This window comes from Nonomuraea sp. B208 (genome assembly GCF_057536035.1).
The window spans coordinates 45,109-61,489 of record NZ_BAAJOU010000008.1; the positions used below are offsets into that span (position 1 = coordinate 45,109).

The 16,381-nt window shown below is 73.6% G+C and carries 15 protein-coding genes; 5 read left to right on the plus strand and 10 right to left on the minus strand.

Features of this window, described 5'->3' with window-relative positions:
• Positions 1–44 precede the first annotated feature (44 nt).
• The 4 genes from AC27IY_RS03780 to AC27IY_RS03795 form a co-directional block, all read right to left on the minus strand.
• Positions 45–1,778: a sigma-70 family RNA polymerase sigma factor gene (locus tag AC27IY_RS03780; protein ID WP_487177125.1), complete on the minus strand. Its 1,734-nt coding sequence runs from the start codon at positions 1,776–1,778 to the stop codon at positions 45–47.
• Entirely contained in the window at positions 1,775–3,475 is a 1,701-nt protein-coding gene (locus AC27IY_RS03785) for a ricin-type beta-trefoil lectin domain protein (RefSeq protein ID WP_487177167.1), read from the minus strand. Before AC27IY_RS03785 ends, AC27IY_RS03780 begins: the two co-directional genes overlap by 4 nt.
• Before the next feature lie 99 nt (positions 3,476–3,574).
• A complete protein-coding gene (locus tag AC27IY_RS03790; protein WP_487177126.1) occupies positions 3,575–4,450 on the minus strand; it encodes a MurR/RpiR family transcriptional regulator in 876 nt (291 codons plus the stop codon).
• Between the two features lie 27 nt (positions 4,451–4,477).
• Positions 4,478–5,230: a sugar isomerase domain-containing protein gene (locus AC27IY_RS03795; RefSeq protein WP_487177127.1), complete on the minus strand. Its 753-nt coding sequence runs from the start codon at positions 5,228–5,230 to the stop codon at positions 4,478–4,480.
• A gap of 108 nt (positions 5,231–5,338) precedes the next feature.
• On the opposite strand from AC27IY_RS03795, the gene AC27IY_RS03800 reads away from it, so the two are divergent.
• Positions 5,339–6,283, plus strand: a complete 945-nt coding sequence (locus tag AC27IY_RS03800) for an N-acetylglucosamine kinase (RefSeq protein WP_487177128.1) — start codon at positions 5,339–5,341, stop codon at positions 6,281–6,283.
• A gap of 45 nt (positions 6,284–6,328) precedes the next feature.
• On the opposite strand, the gene AC27IY_RS03805 is transcribed toward AC27IY_RS03800, so the two are convergent.
• On the minus strand, positions 6,329–6,856 hold the full coding sequence (locus AC27IY_RS03805; RefSeq protein WP_344206399.1) for a hypothetical protein: 528 nt from the start codon (positions 6,854–6,856) through the stop codon (positions 6,329–6,331).
• A 166-nt stretch (positions 6,857–7,022) separates the two neighbouring features.
• On the opposite strand from AC27IY_RS03805, the gene AC27IY_RS03810 reads away from it, so the two are divergent.
• From AC27IY_RS03810 to AC27IY_RS03820, 3 genes are all read left to right on the plus strand, one after another.
• Entirely contained in the window at positions 7,023–7,532 is a 510-nt protein-coding gene (locus AC27IY_RS03810; RefSeq protein WP_344206397.1) for a SigE family RNA polymerase sigma factor, read from the plus strand.
• Positions 7,529–8,623 carry a hypothetical protein gene (locus AC27IY_RS03815; RefSeq protein WP_487177129.1) on the plus strand — a complete coding sequence of 365 codons (1,095 nt, stop codon included), beginning with the start codon at positions 7,529–7,531 and terminating at the stop codon, positions 8,621–8,623. Before AC27IY_RS03810 ends, AC27IY_RS03815 begins: the two co-directional genes overlap by 4 nt.
• 180 nt (positions 8,624–8,803) lie before the next feature.
• Positions 8,804–11,017: a polysaccharide lyase 8 family protein gene (locus AC27IY_RS03820; protein ID WP_487177130.1), complete on the plus strand. Its 2,214-nt coding sequence runs from the start codon at positions 8,804–8,806 to the stop codon at positions 11,015–11,017.
• An 11-nt stretch (positions 11,018–11,028) separates the two neighbouring features.
• Here AC27IY_RS03820 and AC27IY_RS03825 read toward each other — a convergent pair whose 3' ends face one another.
• From AC27IY_RS03825 to AC27IY_RS03845, 5 genes are all read right to left on the minus strand, one after another.
• Positions 11,029–12,060, minus strand: a complete 1,032-nt coding sequence (locus AC27IY_RS03825; protein ID WP_344206394.1) for an ABC transporter ATP-binding protein — start codon at positions 12,058–12,060, stop codon at positions 11,029–11,031.
• Positions 12,057–12,818: an ABC transporter permease gene (locus AC27IY_RS03830; protein ID WP_487177168.1), complete on the minus strand. Its 762-nt coding sequence runs from the start codon at positions 12,816–12,818 to the stop codon at positions 12,057–12,059. The genes AC27IY_RS03825 and AC27IY_RS03830 overlap by 4 nt, the downstream gene beginning before the upstream one ends.
• A gap of 96 nt (positions 12,819–12,914) precedes the next feature.
• Entirely contained in the window at positions 12,915–13,718 is an 804-nt protein-coding gene (modA, locus tag AC27IY_RS03835) for a molybdate ABC transporter substrate-binding protein (protein WP_487177131.1), read from the minus strand.
• Between the two features lie 13 nt (positions 13,719–13,731).
• Positions 13,732–14,142, minus strand: a complete 411-nt coding sequence (locus AC27IY_RS03840) for a TOBE domain-containing protein (RefSeq protein ID WP_449957772.1) — start codon at positions 14,140–14,142, stop codon at positions 13,732–13,734.
• 155 nt (positions 14,143–14,297) lie between these two features.
• A complete protein-coding gene (locus AC27IY_RS03845; RefSeq protein WP_449957770.1) occupies positions 14,298–14,867 on the minus strand; it encodes a TetR/AcrR family transcriptional regulator in 570 nt (189 codons plus the stop codon).
• A 79-nt stretch (positions 14,868–14,946) separates the two neighbouring features.
• On the opposite strand from AC27IY_RS03845, the gene AC27IY_RS03850 reads away from it, so the two are divergent.
• Positions 14,947–16,359, plus strand: coding sequence for an MFS transporter (locus AC27IY_RS03850; protein ID WP_487177132.1), 1,413 nt, complete (start codon positions 14,947–14,949; stop codon positions 16,357–16,359).
• Positions 16,360–16,381: the final 22 nt, after the last annotated feature.

A 16,381-nucleotide genomic window follows, 5' to 3' on the forward strand; every position in this document is an offset into this window, starting at 1 on the left:
ACAACGATCGGCAAAAGACCTGCCATGACGGCTCGCCGGGCGCGTCAGCCGTTCGCGAAGGTGATGCTCTGGTCGGCCGAGCCGGTGTAGGGGCCGTACAGGATGAACGCCGTCGGCGGGCGTTTGCCGACGAACTCCTTGCCGATGGACAGGGCCTTGCCGGAAGGAACGCTCACCAGGCGGCGCACGCCGTCGCTGAAGGTGGGGCGGTGCCAGCGCTGGGCCGGGACGGAGGCGCAGGGCCGCAGGCGGACGGCGAGCATGCCGCCGCCGTTGAAGGCGGTGGTGTCGTACTGCTCGCCGGCGGCCAGGCAGCGGCCGGTGACCACGTTGACGAGCTGGAACTGCTGGGCGGAGCCCCTGGTGCGCCAGGCCGTGCGGGGGTCGGCACACGACAGAGCCGCCACCTCCGCGCCCGCCGCGCCGACGCACCGGCCCGCGTGCACGAGCCGCGCGCCCGCCTGCGCGGCGGCGGACGGGGCGGGGGTGCCGGTGCTTTTTCGGGCTGCCGGGGTTCGCGTCCGGCCGGTCGTCGGTGAGCCGGTCGCTCCGGGAGTGGCGGTGGCCGTCGGCCCCGCCGTGGACCTGGCCGTGGACCTGGCGGGCCGCGTCGGCCTCCGCGTCCGCGCCGGTTCCGTGGCCCGGGCGGACGGCGCGTCCACGGTCGGTGACGGGCTCGCCGCGGGCGCGGCGACCGGCGGCGCCGCCGCCGGGTCAGGCGCAGGCCCCAGCGTCACGCCGACCACGGCCGCCACGACGACCACCGCCGCCCCCACCACCGGAACCGCCCACCCCGGCACCCCTGGGAAAAGAGCACCCCCCTTCCCGGCGACGGCGCCTCCGGAGGCGACGCCCCCGTCGGGGCCGAGGCCGGCTCCCTTCCCGGCGACACCGCCGTGGGAGGCGACACCCCCATCGGGGGCGGCACCTCCCCTTCCGGCAATCGCCCCCTCCCCCGCCACGGCACCTTCTCCGGCGGCGATGGACGCGTTTCCGGTCGCGGCGAAAGGTGTCGCCGTCGTGGCGGTCCACTCGCCCGCCTTCAGCGCGAGAGGGAGCAGCGCGACGGGGACCGCCGCGCGGAGCGTGGCGTTCAGGTCGAGCAGCTCCGCGTGCGCCCTCGCGCAGCTCGCGCAGTCGCTCAGGTGCGTACGCAGCCCGCGCGGCAGCCGGTCGCTGCGCTTGCGTACGACCGCCGCCAGCGGCTCGGCGTACTGCAGGCAGCGTGGCGACGCGCCCGCCACGTGCGCCGCCAGGTACGCCTTGCGCAGCCCCTCCCGAGCCCGGAAGGCGAGCACCCCCACGTTGCCCGGCGTGACGCCGAGGATCTGCGCGACCCGCTCCGGCTCCTCCCCCTCGATGAGGGTGTGCCACAGCACGGTCTGCCAGCGCGGCGGCAGCGACCGGTAGGCCCGCGTCACGAGATCGTCGGGCGGCTCGGGCGGCGCCGTGGTCAGCTCGTCCTCGCGGAACTCCTCCGTCAGCACGATCCGCTGCTGGGAGCGGGCCCACTCGATCGCCGTGTTGCGGGCCACCGCGTACAGGTAGGGCCGCCACGCGCCGCTCGGGCCGCCCGAGCCGTGGCGCACGGTGCGCAGGGTCCGCGCGAAGGACTCGCTGGCGAGGTCCTCGGCGGTGTGCGGGTCCTGGCACAGGCGGCGGGCGAAGGCGAGGACGGCGGGATAGTGCCGCTCGTACAGCTCGGAGACGGCACGCTCGTCCCCGGCCCTGACCAGTCGGGTCAGGGCCGAGTCCTCGCCTTTCTGGTCGTCGGTCACTTGAGCAGGAATTTGACCGAGTTCTTCGGGTAAGCGGCCTTGGCGTAGACGGCGGCGGACCTGCCCGCGCCGGCGACGATCCGGGTGGCCCTGGTGGTCGCGCTCTTCAGCGTGACCGAGCCGCGGGTCCGCTCCAGCAGCCAGAGCTGCCCCTTGGCGGCGCCGCTGCACTCGGTCATGACGACCGCGCGCTTGCCGCCACTGATCCTGCCGAGCGCCAGGCAGCGGTTCTGCCGGCGCAGCTGCACGTGCTTGCCGACGTTGACGACGTCCCACGTGGCGCCGCAGGAGCCGAGGCGCACCCTGGTGCCGGACACGGTCAGGCAGGTGCCGTACGAGCTCCTGAACCGGACCTTGCCCGGCGCGGCGACGTCCGGCTCAGCGGTCGGATCGGTGGTCGGCCCAGCGGTCGGCCCAGTGGTCGGAGCTGCGGTCGGCCGGGACGTCGAGCTCGACGTGGGCGTGGGCTTGGGCGTGGCCGTGGGGGCCGGAGTGCCCGGCCGGGCGGGCGCGGGGTCGAGGCCGTCGAGCAGTTCGGCCACGAACTCGCCCTTGCCGTCGGCCACCACCGCGCCGCCGTCCCGGTTGTCCTTGACGGAGAGCTTCTTGCCGCCCGCCCGGTTGGCGAAGTTGGTCTTGTCCTGGCCGGCCTGCGGCAGCCACTGCTGGGACTTGTCCTTCTTCACGCACGCGGCGGTCACGACCGTGTCGGCCATGGCGAGGCAGCGGCCGGTGGCCGCGTTGCGGATCGTGAGGTAGCCGTCGCCGTCGATGGCGCGCTGCCAGGTCTGCGCGGCGCCGTTCGTACAGGTGCGCTGCACGACCTGGGCCGCGCTCCCGTCGAGGCACCTGCCGCCGTCGACCGCCTTGACGCGGAACTGCCACACCGGACTCGGCTGATCCTGCATGAGGTACGGGCTGAACGCCACGTTCCTGATCTTCTCCAGGGCCGGCTGCTTGACCGGGGTCGGCTCGAAGTAGCGGAACTCGTCGATCCGGCAGGAGTCGAGGTGGTAGTTGGCCGCGAGGTCGCTCGTGCACTCCTTGCGGGTGCCCATGTCGCGGCAGACCGGGTCGTTGCCGTTCACCCCGCCGCCGTCGCAGTGGGAGAGCCCGAAGCTGTGGATCAGCTCGTGAGTCAGCCCGGCCTCGCTCCAGCACCAGCGCGGCAGGATGACGTTGCCGCCGCTCATCCCGGCGTTCGCGCCACCGCCCGTGCAGGAGTCGGTGATGTCGTTGTCCCTGACGAAGTACAGCGGCTTGACCCGGTTGGCCTTCCAGAGGGTGCGCACCTGCGCGGGCTGCGCGTCGAGGTTCTCCTCCATCGCCTTGCCCATCTCGGCCCGGTTGCGGCCCTTGGTGAAGGGCAGTTTCGCCACCACCGGGCGGCAGCCGGCGTCCTGCACGACCCGCAGCCGCCGGGAGATCCCGAACCGCTCGGCGCTGGAGTCCACCGTCTGGTCGGTCTCCCAGAGGGTGTTGAGCAGCGCGGCGCTGTCGGCCGCCCAGGCGTCCTGCCCCGGCTGGTGGACATAGATCGGCAGCACCCAGCCCTTGTCGGCGGCGTCCGCGCCGTCACAGGCGAACGGCGACTTCGACGCCGGAGCCTCGGCCGCCTCGGCGACGGCGGGCGAGGGAACCACCAGAACCGCCGCCGCCATCGAGGGCAGCAGCAGCGTCATGAGGATCGATCTCATCGTGCTCAAGCAGAGCTCCTTTCCTTTCACCAGGGAGGAGTCCGGCTGCTCGCCTTGATTACGCGACTTCGCGAAATTTTTTCGGGAGTCCGCGCGGGGTCAGAGTTTGTGCGGCTCGACGGCCTGCACCGTGAGGTCGAACGCCTCGGTGGTGCGGCCGAAGGTGCGCTGCGCGATCAGCACGTACACCAGGTCGAGCACCACGAGCTGGGAGTGCTTGGCCGCCAGCGACTCCGGCCTGAACGTCGTCTCGCGGGCCGAGGTGGTCAGCACCAGGTCGGCGGCGTCGGCCAGCGGCGAGCGGGGGAAGCTGGTGAGCGCGACGGCCACCGCGCCGGCCGCCCGCGCCCGGGTCAGCACCTCGACCGTCTGCCGGGTGGTGCCCGAGTGGGAGACGCCGATCGCGACGTCGTCGCCGGTGAGCAGGGCGGCGCTGGTCAGCCCGCTGTGCACCTCGCAGCGGGCCCAGGAGGCGATGCCGATGCGCTCCAGGCGATACTGCATCTCCAGCGCCGACAGCCAGCTGCCGCCCACGCCGAACATGTCGACCCGGCGGGCGCCCGCCACGAGGTCGGCGACCCGCTCGGCGACGCGCAGGTCGATCTGGGCGGCGGTCTCCTGGATGGTGCGCGCGTCGGCGCCGGCGATCACTTCGAGCACCCGCCCGGGCGGGTCCTGCGGGCCGATCTCGCGGCCGAGGTCGATCTCCCAGCGGGCCTGTTCGGCCCGGCCGGTCTCGGCGGCGATCGCGATGCGCAGCGCCCGGTAGTGCTCGTAGCCGATGGTCCGGCAGAACCGGGTGACGGTGGCCGGGGCCACGCGGGCCCGGTCGGCCAGCTCGACCAGGGCGAGCGTGGTCATCTCCGCGGGGTCCGCGAGCACCTGCTCGGCGACCCGTACGAGGGCGTCGGGCAGCGTCGGGAGGAGGGTGTGGATGCGGTTGAGCACCGGGGTCACGTCAGACAGCTGCGCCACGTGCGCCATCCTTCCACGGTGACCGTCTCAGGCGCCGCGCCGGATGCGGCCGGCGTAGCGGGCCTCCAGCGCCTGGTTGTGCGCGTCGCCCTCGGGGATGTTGGCCGACAGGTAGACCGGCGGGGCCTGGCCGGCCGCCAGCAGCCGGGACACCGTCTCGGCCACCATGAGCTGCGCGAGCAGCGCCGAGGTGATCGTCGAGACCGCGCCGAACGAGCCGCCGCCGGGCAGCTCCAGCACCGAGTCGCCGCGCGGCGCGCCGTTGTCGAGCACGACGTCGGCCAGCTCGAACAGCTTGCGTCCCGACGGGTGCCGGGCCGGCACCGCCCGGCTGTGCTGCAGCGAGGTCAGCGCGATCAGGCCGTGGCCGCGCTCCTTGACCAGGCCGGCCAGCTCGACCACGCAGCCGTTCACGCCGGAGCTGGAGATGATCACGAAGACGTCCTGGGGCGCGACCGGGGCCAGCTCGTAGACGCGCCGCGCGATGCGCGGGTCGCGCTCCAGCTCGGGGTCCTGCAGCACGCTCGGCGGCTCACCGCCGAAGATGACCAGGTCGCGCAGGGTCAGGCGGTTCGTCGGGACCAGCCCGCCCGCGCGACCGGCGATCTCCATCGCGATCGCCTCCGAATGCCCGGAGCCGAAGGCGTTGACCACGCCGCCGGCGCTCAGCGCGGCGGCCAGCAGGTCGGCCGCCGCGGCGATCTCCTTCTCCTGCTGGGCGGGCAGTTTCGCGAGCAGCTCCGTGACGACGGCCACGTAGTCGGCGCCTGTCGATGACATGGGCACTTCCCCCGGATCGTAGGTTTTTTTATGATTCGCCAGACAAGGCGAAACTTGTATCACAGCCGTTCCGGCGCCCGCCATCCCGCCCCTCGGAGGAAGTGATCCATGGAACTGTTCCTCGGCATCGACGCCGGCGGCACCTCCACCCGCGCCCTGCTCGCCACGCCCACCGGCGAACGCGCCGGTCAGGGCCTCGCCGGCGGCGGGAACCCGGCCGCGCACGGTGTCGAGGGCGCGCTCGCCGAGATCACCGCCGCCGTACGGCAGACGCTCGGCGACGTGGACCCGCGCCGGGTCGCGGACGGGGTCATCGGGCTGGCCGGGCTCGGGGCGCTGGAGGACCCGGCCGTCCACGCCGCGTTCGGGCGCGCGTGGGCCGCGTGCGGCTTACGTTTTCCGGTGCGCGCGGTCGAGGATCCCCTGCTCGCCTTCGTCGCGGGCACCCCGGAGCCGTCCGGGCACGTCCTGCTCGCCGGCACGGGCGCGGGCGCGCTGCGCGTCGAGGACCGGCGGGTCACCCGCGTCGGCGACGCGCTCGGCTGGCTGCTCGGCGACGAGGGCTCCGGGTTCTGGCTCGGCCGGGCGGCGGCGCGGACCGCGGTCCGCCAGCTCACGGCGGGGACCCCGGGCGAGCTGGCCCGGCTGGTCGCCGAGGCGGTCGCCGGGCCGGACGCGGCCCTGACGCCGCGAACCGCGGAGACCGTCATCATCCGGGCGCAGGCCGCGCCGGTGCCCACGCTCGCCCCGCTCGCCCCGCTCGTCGTGCGGGCCGCCCAGGCGGGCGACCCGGCCGCCGCCGGGATCGTGGAAGCCGCCGCCGACCGGCTGCTCGCCACGCTGGCCGAGGTGCGCGGGCCCGGCGAGACGACGCCGATCGTCCTCGCCGGCGGCGTCCTGTCGGCGGACGGCCCGGTCCGCGAGCACGTCCTGCGGCGGTGCGCGGCCCGCTGGGCCGCGCCGATCTCCGTCGCCGGCGACACCGCCGCCGCGGCCGCCTGGCTGGCCGCCGGAGCGGAGACGCCGCACACCACCTGGTTCCCACGGCCCTGACCGAGATCGGACTCAGCGCCTCCATCTGGCCGGGTGACGACCGGCTCAGCGCGGCGGGCCGGCCGGCCCCCGGCACCGGCATCCGGCCAGGGTCCGGCCGGAGCGGCCGGCGGGCGGGCGCGCCACCGGCCCGCTGGGACACCAGCCCACCGGCGCGTAGCGGCGGGGAGGGACGCGCCGCAGCGCCGGCCGGGCCGGCGGCGGCTGCGGAGCGTCGCGCCGCCGGGCCTCGCGCTTCCCCCCGGGGCGGGCGTGGCGGCGCACGATGCCGTAGAGGCCGCCGGACAGGCACATCGCCACGACCGCGACGAACCGGAGCACGTCGGGGACGCCGGTCACGATGAGCTCACCGGCGGGCTGGATGAGGAAGCCGGTGGCGAGGGTCCAGACGACGAGGCCCATGACGGCGGCGGCCCGCAGGTCGGCCGCGAACGCCGCGTAGCAGCACCCCGCCAGCCCCATGACGGCGAAGCGCACCTCGAGCTGGCCGATGGGCACCAGCAGAGCGGTGATCGCGCAGGCCGCCACCGCCGCGAAGAACCCCACCCCGATGCTGAGCTCGATGGAGGGCACGCGGCGGACCCTGGCGCTGCAAGAGATCACAGCTCCCATTCAACGGCCAGGAACGACGGCCGGGCAACATGATTGACCGCGTGATGGCTTTTCTCGCACCGCCCGCCCCACGACTGCAACCTTTCGCCCGCCCGGCCGCGTTGGCAACGGGCGAGAGGAGATCACATTGGATCGTCACGAGGGCTTCCGCGAGTTCGTGCTCGCCCGGCAACAGGCGTTGATGCGGACCGCGTACCTGCTCGTGGGCGACCGTCACCTCGCTGAGGACCTGTTGCAGAGCACGTTGACGAACGTCGCCGGGCACTGGCACAAGCTGGCGGCGGGCGGGAACGCGGAGGCGTACACCCGCAGGGCGCTGGTGAACCAGTACATCTCGTGGCGGCGCAGACCGCGCTTCGAGGTGCCGAGCGCGGAGCCGCCCGAGCAGGGAGTCTCCTACGACGACGCGGCGCTCGACCGCGTCGTGCTGCGCCGGGCGCTGGCCAAGCTGACGCGCAAGCAGCGCGCGGTGATCGTGCTGCGGTTCTGGGAGGACCTGACGGAGGCCCAGACCGCGGAGGCGCTGGGCTGCTCGCTCGGCAACGTCAAGAGCCAGACCCATCACGCGCTGGCGCGGTTACGCGCGCTGGCGCCGGAGCTGAGCGAGGACTTCACGGCCGAGGAGGTGTCCAGATGAGCAGGCTGCGCGCGGCACTCGGCGAGCTGGCCCAGGAGGCGCCGGACGTGGCGCCCACGACGGACCTGGCGGCGCTCGCGGTGGCGAACCACCAACGACACAGGAGAAACATCACCATGGCAACGGCCTTTTTCGCGACGGTGGCGCTGGTGGGGGCGGTGACGGCGGGCGTGACGCTGACCGGGTCCGGCCAGGCCGCCCCCGCCACGTCGTCGGCGCCCGCCGACCTGCCCGCGGGCAAGGTGGGCGCCCTCAGCCACGCGTACCTCACGAGGTGCGAGATCGACGAGTCGCAGACGCCGCCGTCCTTCGACTGTTCGCAGGTCGAGTGGCGGGTCGTCACCCGCACGGGCAGGACCTACCGGGTGCCGCAGGCGCTCGCCACCAGCGTCACCGATTCGCGGTCGCCGGTCGCGCTCAGCAGGGACGGGCGGATGTTCGCCTACTACAGCAGGAAGGAGGGGACGTACGTGGTCCGCGACCTGGTGGCCGGCACCCAGGTCGTCTCGCGGGCCAAGGTCAAGGAGTCGAAGATCGACCGCGGCGCGATGCTGGTCGTCTCCGAGGACGGGCGCCACCTCGCCTTCGACCCGCGCGAGGGGAGCAAGTATCCGGGGCTGCTGATCGACGTGCGCACCGGCAGGACGACCACGCTGAACGGCAAGTACGAGGCGATCGGCATCAAGGACGGGCTGGTCGAGCTGATCCGCTACCTCAAGACCGACCTGTGGCTGATGCCGGTCACCGGCGGCGGCAAGCCGGTGCGCTTCCACGGCACGTACATCATGTTCAGCGAGCTCGCCCCGGACGGGCGCACGGTGGCCGCCGTCGAGTTCGAGAAGAGGATGCTGACGCTGCTCGACACCAGAACCGGGCGGGTGGTGCGGAAGGTGGCGGTCAAGGACGGCCCGGTCAAGGGCGGGCCGGACTCCGTGCGGACCTGGACGAGCGCGTCCGAGGTGATGGTCGACTACCAGGTGGGCAAGGAGCTGCGCAGCTACGCGGTGAACGTCGACACCGGGAAGGCCCGGCTGGTGCAGAAGGTGTCCCTCACCACCGCGCAGGAGGTGAGACTGCCGGCCGAGTGGTGACGGCGGGTGTGACGGCGACGGCGCGATGAGTGGTCCTTCTGCCGACATAGGATCTTCTCATCTGCCATCAGACCGCATGCCCGAAAGGCCGCCATGATTCACCCCCTCAGCCGGCGGTCCGCCTTGCTGGGCGCCTCGGCCGTGGCCGGTGCCGCCCTGTGGGAAAGGCCGGCTGAGGCGGTGAGCACCGCCGTGGGCACCGCCGCGTTCGACGCCGCTCGGGAGCGCTGGGTGAGCCTGCTGGCCGGCGGCGCGTACGACCCCGGCCACACCGACAAGATCCAGGCCATCGAGGGCTCGGCGAACGCGGTGCTGCGCAAGCTGAAGCCGGACCCGCGCCGCCCGAGCCTGTGGCCCGACCTGCCGCTGGCCAACCCGCGTACGGGCGACTTCAACCGCTCCTACAACCGCATGCGCACGCTCGCGCTCGGCTGGGCCACCCCGGGCACCGCCATGCACGGCAGCCCGCAGGTCGCGGAGACCGCGGTCAGGGCGCTCGACTTCCTGTACGAGCACGCCTACCACGAGCACCTCGACCGGCGGGGCAGCAACTGGTACTGGTGGGAGATCGGCGTGCCGCGCGCGCTGACCGACACCTGCGCCCTGCTCTACGACGGCCTGCCGAAGGACCACCTCGGCCGCTGGCTGCGCCCGCTGCGCCGCTGGTGCCCCGACCCGGAGCGGCGGATCAGCCATCCCGGCGTGATCGAGACCGGCGCGAACCGGGCGGGCAAGGCCATGGCCGTGGCGATGCGCGGGCTGCTCACCCACGACGCCCGCCTGGTCAAGCGGGCCAGGGACGCGGTCTCCGACCTGTTACGGCGCACGAAGGGGCCCGGCGACGGCTTCTACCGCGACGGGTCGTTCATCCAGCACGACGTCTACCCCTACACCGGCAGCTACGGCGTGGACTACCTGGAGAGCGTGGCCAAGCTGATCGCCATGCTCGCGCGCTCGCCGTGGGAGATCCCCCGGATCGGCAACGTGTACGAGATCGTGGACCGCTCGTTCGTGCCGTTCGTCTTCGACGGGCTGATGATGGACTGCGTCCGCGGCCGGCAGATCTCGGTGCAGGGCCACCGCGACCACCATTCGGGGCAGAAGACCGTCGAAGCCGTCCTCACCCTGCTGGACAGCGCGCCCGAGCGGCACGCCCGGCGCTGGCGGCCGCTGGTGAAGGGCTGGCTCACCCGCAACCAGGCGATCCCCTTCGGCACGCACGCGCCGCTGGCGAGCCTCGCGCGGGCCGAGGCGCTGCTGGCCGACGACTCGGTGCCGGTCGGGCCGCGGACGACGGGCACGTACATCTTCGCCGACATGGACCGGGTCGTGCACCGCCGCCCCGGCTGGGCCTTCGCCATCGCGATGAGCTCGCAGCGCATCGGCGCGGCCGAGGCCATGAACCAGGAGAACCTGCACGGCTGGTACACCGGCGACGGCATGACGTACCTCTACACCGACGACCTCACCCACTGGAACGACGACCTCTGGCCGACGATCGACCCGTACCGGCTGCCGGGCACGACGGTCGACACCCGCAGGCGCGCCGCCCTCACGCACGGCACGCGCCGCCTGCCCCCCACCCCGTGGGCGGGCGGGGTGGCGCTGGACGGCGAGTACGGCGTCGCCGCCATGAAGCTGGTCGCGGGCGGCTCGTCGCTGCGCGCCAAGAAGGCGTGGTTCCTCCTCGACGACGCGGTGATCGCGCTCGGCGCCGGCATCACCGCCTCCGACGGCCGCCGGATCGAGACGATCGTGGAGAACCGCAACACCCACGCCGAGCACCCGCCGCTGACCAGGGGCGAGCGGTGGCTCCACCTGTCCGGCGTGGCCGGGTACGCGCTGCTGGACGGCGCCGAGGTGAAGGTCATCCGCGAGCAGCGCACCGGCCGCTGGCGCGACATCGACAAGGGCGCCACCACCGGCGGCGACACGACCCCCGTCACCCGGCACTACACGACGATCGTGATCGACCACGGCGCCGACCCGCGCAAGGCCCGCTACGCCTACGCGGTGCTGCCCGGGGCCTGCGCCGAGCGGACCGCCGCCTACCGGCGGGGGGTCGAGGTCCTGGCCAACAACTCCACGGCCCAGGCCGTCTCCCGCGGCGACCTGATCGCCGCGGTGTTCTGGCGGGCGGGCAGCGTCGAGACCCCGCACGGGAAGCTCTCCGCCGACGGCCCGTGCACCCTGATGCTGCGCCGCGACCGCGGCCGGGTGCGGGTCGCCGTCTCCGACCCGTCCAGGACCGCCGACGAGGTGCGGATCAGGCTGCCGTGGGCGGTGCGCTCGGTCGTGAAGGGCGGCCGCAGCGTGCACAGGTCCAAGAAGTCGATCAGGGTGGAGGTCGGCGGCAGCCGCGGCGCCACCCACACCGCCGTCGTACGCGTCTGAGCCGCGCTCGCTCACGCCGGGTAGGCGTGGGTCTCGGTCGCTTTGACCGAGGCCCAGATGCGCTGGCCCGGGGTCAGGTCGAGGTCGGCGACGGCGGCCGGGGTGATGTCGGCGAAGGCGGTGACGGGGCCGTCGAGGTGCACCCGTACGTTGTCGCCGTGCCGTTCGATGCCGCCGATCGTGGCCTGCCACAGGTTGCGCGGGCTGCCGTCGGGGCGGCTGCGGTAGAGCGCGACGGCGGCCGGCGGGAAGGCGACGAACGCCGGCCCGTCCAGGTGCTCGGAGGTGTGCAGCGGCAGCTCCCCCACCTTGACCAGGGCTCCTTCGGCCACGCCCCGATAGAGGTTGAGCCCGACCAGGCGGGCCACGTAGTCGGTGCGCGGGCGGCGGGCGACCTCGGCCGGCGGGCCCTGCTGGACGATCGCGCCGTCTTCGATGACGATCAGCCGGTCGGCCAGCACCATCGCGTCGAGGGGGTCGTGGGTGACCAGCACGGTGGCCCCGTCGAAGTCCGCCAGGTGGCGGCGGAGCTGGGAGCGGATCTCCAGCCGGGTGTGGGCGTCCAGCGCGGCGAGCGGCTCGTCCAGCAGCAGCAGCTCCGGGCGTACGGCCAGCGCGCGGGCGAGCGCGACCCGCTGGGCCTGCCCGCCGGACAGCTGCCGGGGCCTGGCGGCGGCCCGGTCGGCCAGCCCGACCCGCTCCAGCAGGGCGGCGGCGGCGCGGCGGGCCTCGGCCTTCGGCACGCCCTGGCAGCGCGGCCCGAAGGCGACGTTGTCCAGGGCCGACAGGTGAGGGAAGAGCAGGTAGTCCTGGAACACCATGCCGATCGGGCGCTGCTCCGCGGGCAGGGTGTGCAGCGGGCGGCCGTCGAGGACGATCTCGCCCTCCGACAGGCCGGTCAGCCCGGCCAGGGCGCGCAGCGCGGTGGTCTTGCCCGCGCCGTTGGGCCCGAGCAGCGCGACCACCTCGCCGGCGGCGACGCGCAGGTCGAGATCGAGGGTGAAGGCGGCCCGGGTGACCACCAGGCGGGCGTCGAGGGTCATGCGGCGCTCACCCACCGGTCGCGCAGGCTGGCCAGGATGATCACCGAGACGGCCAGCAGCACGAGGCTGAGCACGATGGCGGCCTCCGGCTCGGTCTCCAGCTCGAGGTAGACGGCCAGCGGCATGGTGCGGGTGGTGCCGGGGAAGTTGCCGGCGAAGGTGATGGTCGCGCCGAACTCGCCGAGCGCCCGCGCCCAGCACAGCACCGCCCCCGCCACCACGCCCGGCATCACCATCGGCAGCGTCACCCGGCGGAAGACGGTCCAGCGGGACGCGCCGAGCGTCGCGGCGGCCTCCTCGAAGCGCTGGTCGGCGCCGCGCAGCGCGCCCTCCACGCTGATCACCAGGAACGGCATCGCCACGAACGCCTCGGCCACGATCACCCCGGCGGTGGTGAACGGCAGCGTGACGCCGAAGCTCGACTCCAGCCACTGCCCCACGAGCCCGCGCCGGCCGAGCACCAGCAGCAGCGCGACGCCGCCCACGACCGGCGGCAGCACCAGCGGCACGGTGACCAGCGCCCGCACCAGCCGCCGCCCGGGGAACTCCACCCGGGCCAGCAGCCAGGCGAGCGGCACCCCGAGCAGCAGGCAGAAGGCGGTGGCGACGGTGGCGCACACCAGCGACAGCCGCAGCGCCTCCAGCACGTGCGGCTCGGCCAGCCGCTCCAGCAGCGTCGGCCAGGGAGCCCGGATCAGCAGCCCGGCCAGCGGCAACACCAGGAAGACCAGGCCCGCGACGGCGGGCAGCACCAGCATCCACGGCAGCCGCCCGGCGATCCCACGGCCCGCGGCCCGCCGGCCGCCGGACCCTGTCAGGTCGGCATGCTCCTGTGGCGAGAGGTTCATGGGCGGTCAGGGAGCCTCGAAGCCGGCCCTGGTCAGCACGTCCTTGCCCTGCTGCGACAGCACGAGGTCCACGAACTGCCCGGCCAGATCGCCGGCGGGGGCCTTGGCCAGCGTGGCGATCGGGTAGTCGTTGATCGCCTGGTCCGCCTCGGGGAACTCGATGCCGGTCACCTTGCCCGCCGAGGCGATCACGTCCGTCCTGTAGACCAGCGCCGCGTCCACCTCACCCAGCTCGACCTTGGTGAGGGTGGCCTTGACGTCCTGCTCCAGGGTGACCGGGGTGACCTTCAGGCCGGCCGCGTCCAGCGCCTTGACCGCCGCCGCGCCGCACGGCACCTGCTCGGCGCAGAGCGCCACCTTCACCTTGGCGTCGGTGAGGTCCTTCAGCTCGTCCACCTTGGCGGGGTTGTCCTTCGGCACGGCGATCTGCAGCTTGTTGCGGACGAACGTGACCGGCGAGGCCGCCAGCGACGCGTCGGTGACGGTCTTCATCGTGGCCGGGCTCGCCGCGGCGAACACGTCGGCGGGCGCCCCCTGGACGATCTGCTGGGCCAGCGTCGCGCTGGAGCCGAAGTTGAACCTCACCGTCGTGCCCGGATGCGCGGCCTCGAAGGTCTTGCCGAGCTCGGTGAACGTCCCGGTCAGCGACGCCGCGGCGAACACCGTCACCTCCTTCGCCCCGCCACCTGCGGCCGGGGCCGAGCCTGAAGCGGAGGTCGCGGCCGGCTCGCCCGAGCCGCAACCGGACAGGCCCGCCAGCGCGAGCGCGACGGGCAGGGCGATCGCCCATCGGGAAAGACGCCTGAACACCAAGGGGAGCTCCTCACACGTGACCGGACACGCGCTCGTGACCGGGGATCTCCACGACGACGTTGGTGGACTTGATCACGGCGACCGCCACCACCCCCGGCTCCAGACCCAGCTCGTCGGCGGCCTGACGGCTCATCAGCGACACCACGCGGAACGGGCCCGCGGCGATCTCCACCTGCGCCATCACCGCGTCGCGGATCACGTCGGTGACGATCCCGCGAAAACGGTTGCGCGCCGACGAACGGCCGCCGTCCACCTCCTCGACCTGGGCGCGGGCGAAGGCGGCCAGGTCGACGCCGTTCACCTGCCGGTGGCCGTGCTCGTCCCGCTCGGCGGTCAGCCGGCCCGCGTCCACCCACCGGCGTACGGTGTCGGAGCTGACCCCGAGCAGCGCCGCGGCCTCGCTGATCCGGAACGTCGTCACAAGCCCTCACCCTACCTTCCGCACATTCAAGCCTGAATACCCGCCGGCCACCGCAGCAGCGGCAGAATCATCCCGCCAGCCCTGGCATCCACGAGGCGGACGAAATCCGCCGCCGCGGCGGCCGCCGATCCATCCTCCACCCGCCGGACACCGGATCAGGCGAGCAACCGGTCGACCAGCCGGTCGAGGTAGTCGGGGGTGAGCGGGCCCGCGCCGAACAGGACGCGTATGTAGATCGGCGCCAGGAGATGGTCCAGCACCTCCAGCGCGTCGGGCGGGTCCTCGCCGCGGTCGCGGGCGCGGTCGAGCAGGACCTGCATCTGCCTGGCGCGCTCGGCCAGGAGCTCGTCGCGCGCCTGAAGGCCCTGCTGCCCCTCTCCCGAGAGCGCGACGGCGAGCCGCACCAGCGCCAGCCCGTCGGGCCCGGTGACCTCACGGACCACGTTGGCGGCGTAGGTGCGCAGGTCGTCGGCCAGGTTGCCGGTGTCGGGCATCGGCGCCTGCGTGTTGAGCCGGGCCAGCAGTACGTCGCCGAGCAGGGCCTGGAGGTTGCCCCACCGGCGGTAGAGGCTGGTGTCGGCCACGCCCGCGCGGGCCGCGATGTCGCCGATGGTGAAGTTTCCGTAGCCGCGCTCGCCGACCAGCTCGGTCACGGCCTGGTGCACCGCCGCGCGGACCCGGGCGCTGCGCCCGCCGGGCCGTCTGGCCCGCTTCTGCTCATCCATACCCCACCTTAACGCAGTCGGGAACTGTGTTAAGGTCCCTTCTAAACGCAGTTAATCACTGCTTTTAGAAGGGATGTGCGTGAAAGCGTTGCTCACGCTGACCTGCGCAGGTCAGTTCATGGTGCTGCTCGACAACACGATCGTCGGCGCCGCCCTGCCCGACATGGAGCAGCGGCTCCACACCGGGCTGACCGGCCTGCAGTGGATCGTCGACGCCTACGTGCTGCTGGTGGCCATGCTGCTGCTGCCGGGCGGCGTCTTCGCCGACCGGTTCGGCCGCAGGCGGGTCTTCCTGGCCGGGCTGGTGGTGTTCACGGCCGCGTCGGTGGTGTGCTCGCTCGCGCCCTCGATCGGCTGGCTCATCGCCGGGCGGGTGCTGCAGGGCGTCGGCGCCGCGGCGCTGAGCCCCGCCTCGCTGGCGCTGCTCGTCGCCGCGTACCCCGCACCGAAGGAGCGCGTCAGGGCGATCGGGTTGTGGGCCGGGTTCAGCGGCATCGGCCTGGCCGCCGGGCCGCTGGCGGGCGGGATCCTGGTGGAGTCCTTCGGCTGGCCCGCCATCTTCCTGGTCAACGTGCCCATCGGGGCGGTCCTGCTGGTGGCCGGGCTGCGCGTGCTGAGCGAGTCCCGCAACCCGGGCGCGCCGCCGATCGACGTCCCCGGCACGGTCCTGTCCGTCGCCGGCGTGGGCGCCGTGACCTACGGCCTGATCGAGGGCGGTTCCCGAGGGTGGACCTCGCCGGTGATCCTGGGCAGCTTCGCCGCCGGGCTGGCGCTCCTGGCCGCGTTCGTCGTGGTCGAGGGCCGGGTGCCGACGCCGATGCTGCCACTGCGGCTGTTTCGTGAGCGGCTGTTCACGGCGTCCAACACGGCGATGGTCGTGGTCGGGTTCGCGCTGATGGGCTCGTCGTTCTTCTTCTCCCAGTTCTTCGTCCACGTCCAGGGCACGTCGATCCTGGTCGCCGGGCTGCGGACCCTGCCCGCCACGCTGGCCATGGTGATCGTCAGCCCGTTCGCGGGCCGGTTCGCGGCCAGGTACGGCTTCCGCGTCGTCGTCAGCATCGGCCTGGCGCTGGCCGGGCTGGGGCTGCTGGCGCTGGGCCTCGTCCACGCAGACACCGGCTACGGGAACGTGTGGTGGCGGCTGGCGGTCGTCGGCATCGGGTTCGCACTCGCCATGTCGCCGCTGACCGGGGCCGCCGTCCAGGCGGTCAGCCCGCAGGAGGGGGGCCTCGCCTCGGGCGTCAGCAGCACCACCCGGCAGATCGGCGCGGTGCTCGGCGTGGCGGTGCTCGGGGCGATCGTCCACACGCGGGAGTCCGGCGGCGCCTCCTTCGAGTCGGCACTCAACAGCGCCTTCCTCGCGGCGGGCGCCGTGACGCTGGCCTGCGCCGTGTTCACCGGCCTGTGGCTGACCGCGGCACGGACGCCGAGAAGCGTCCGTGCCGTGAGTGAGCCGCCGCTGGCAGCCTCTCCCGGCCGGCTCACGTCCTGAGCCGCACGGCGTAGGCCCGGCC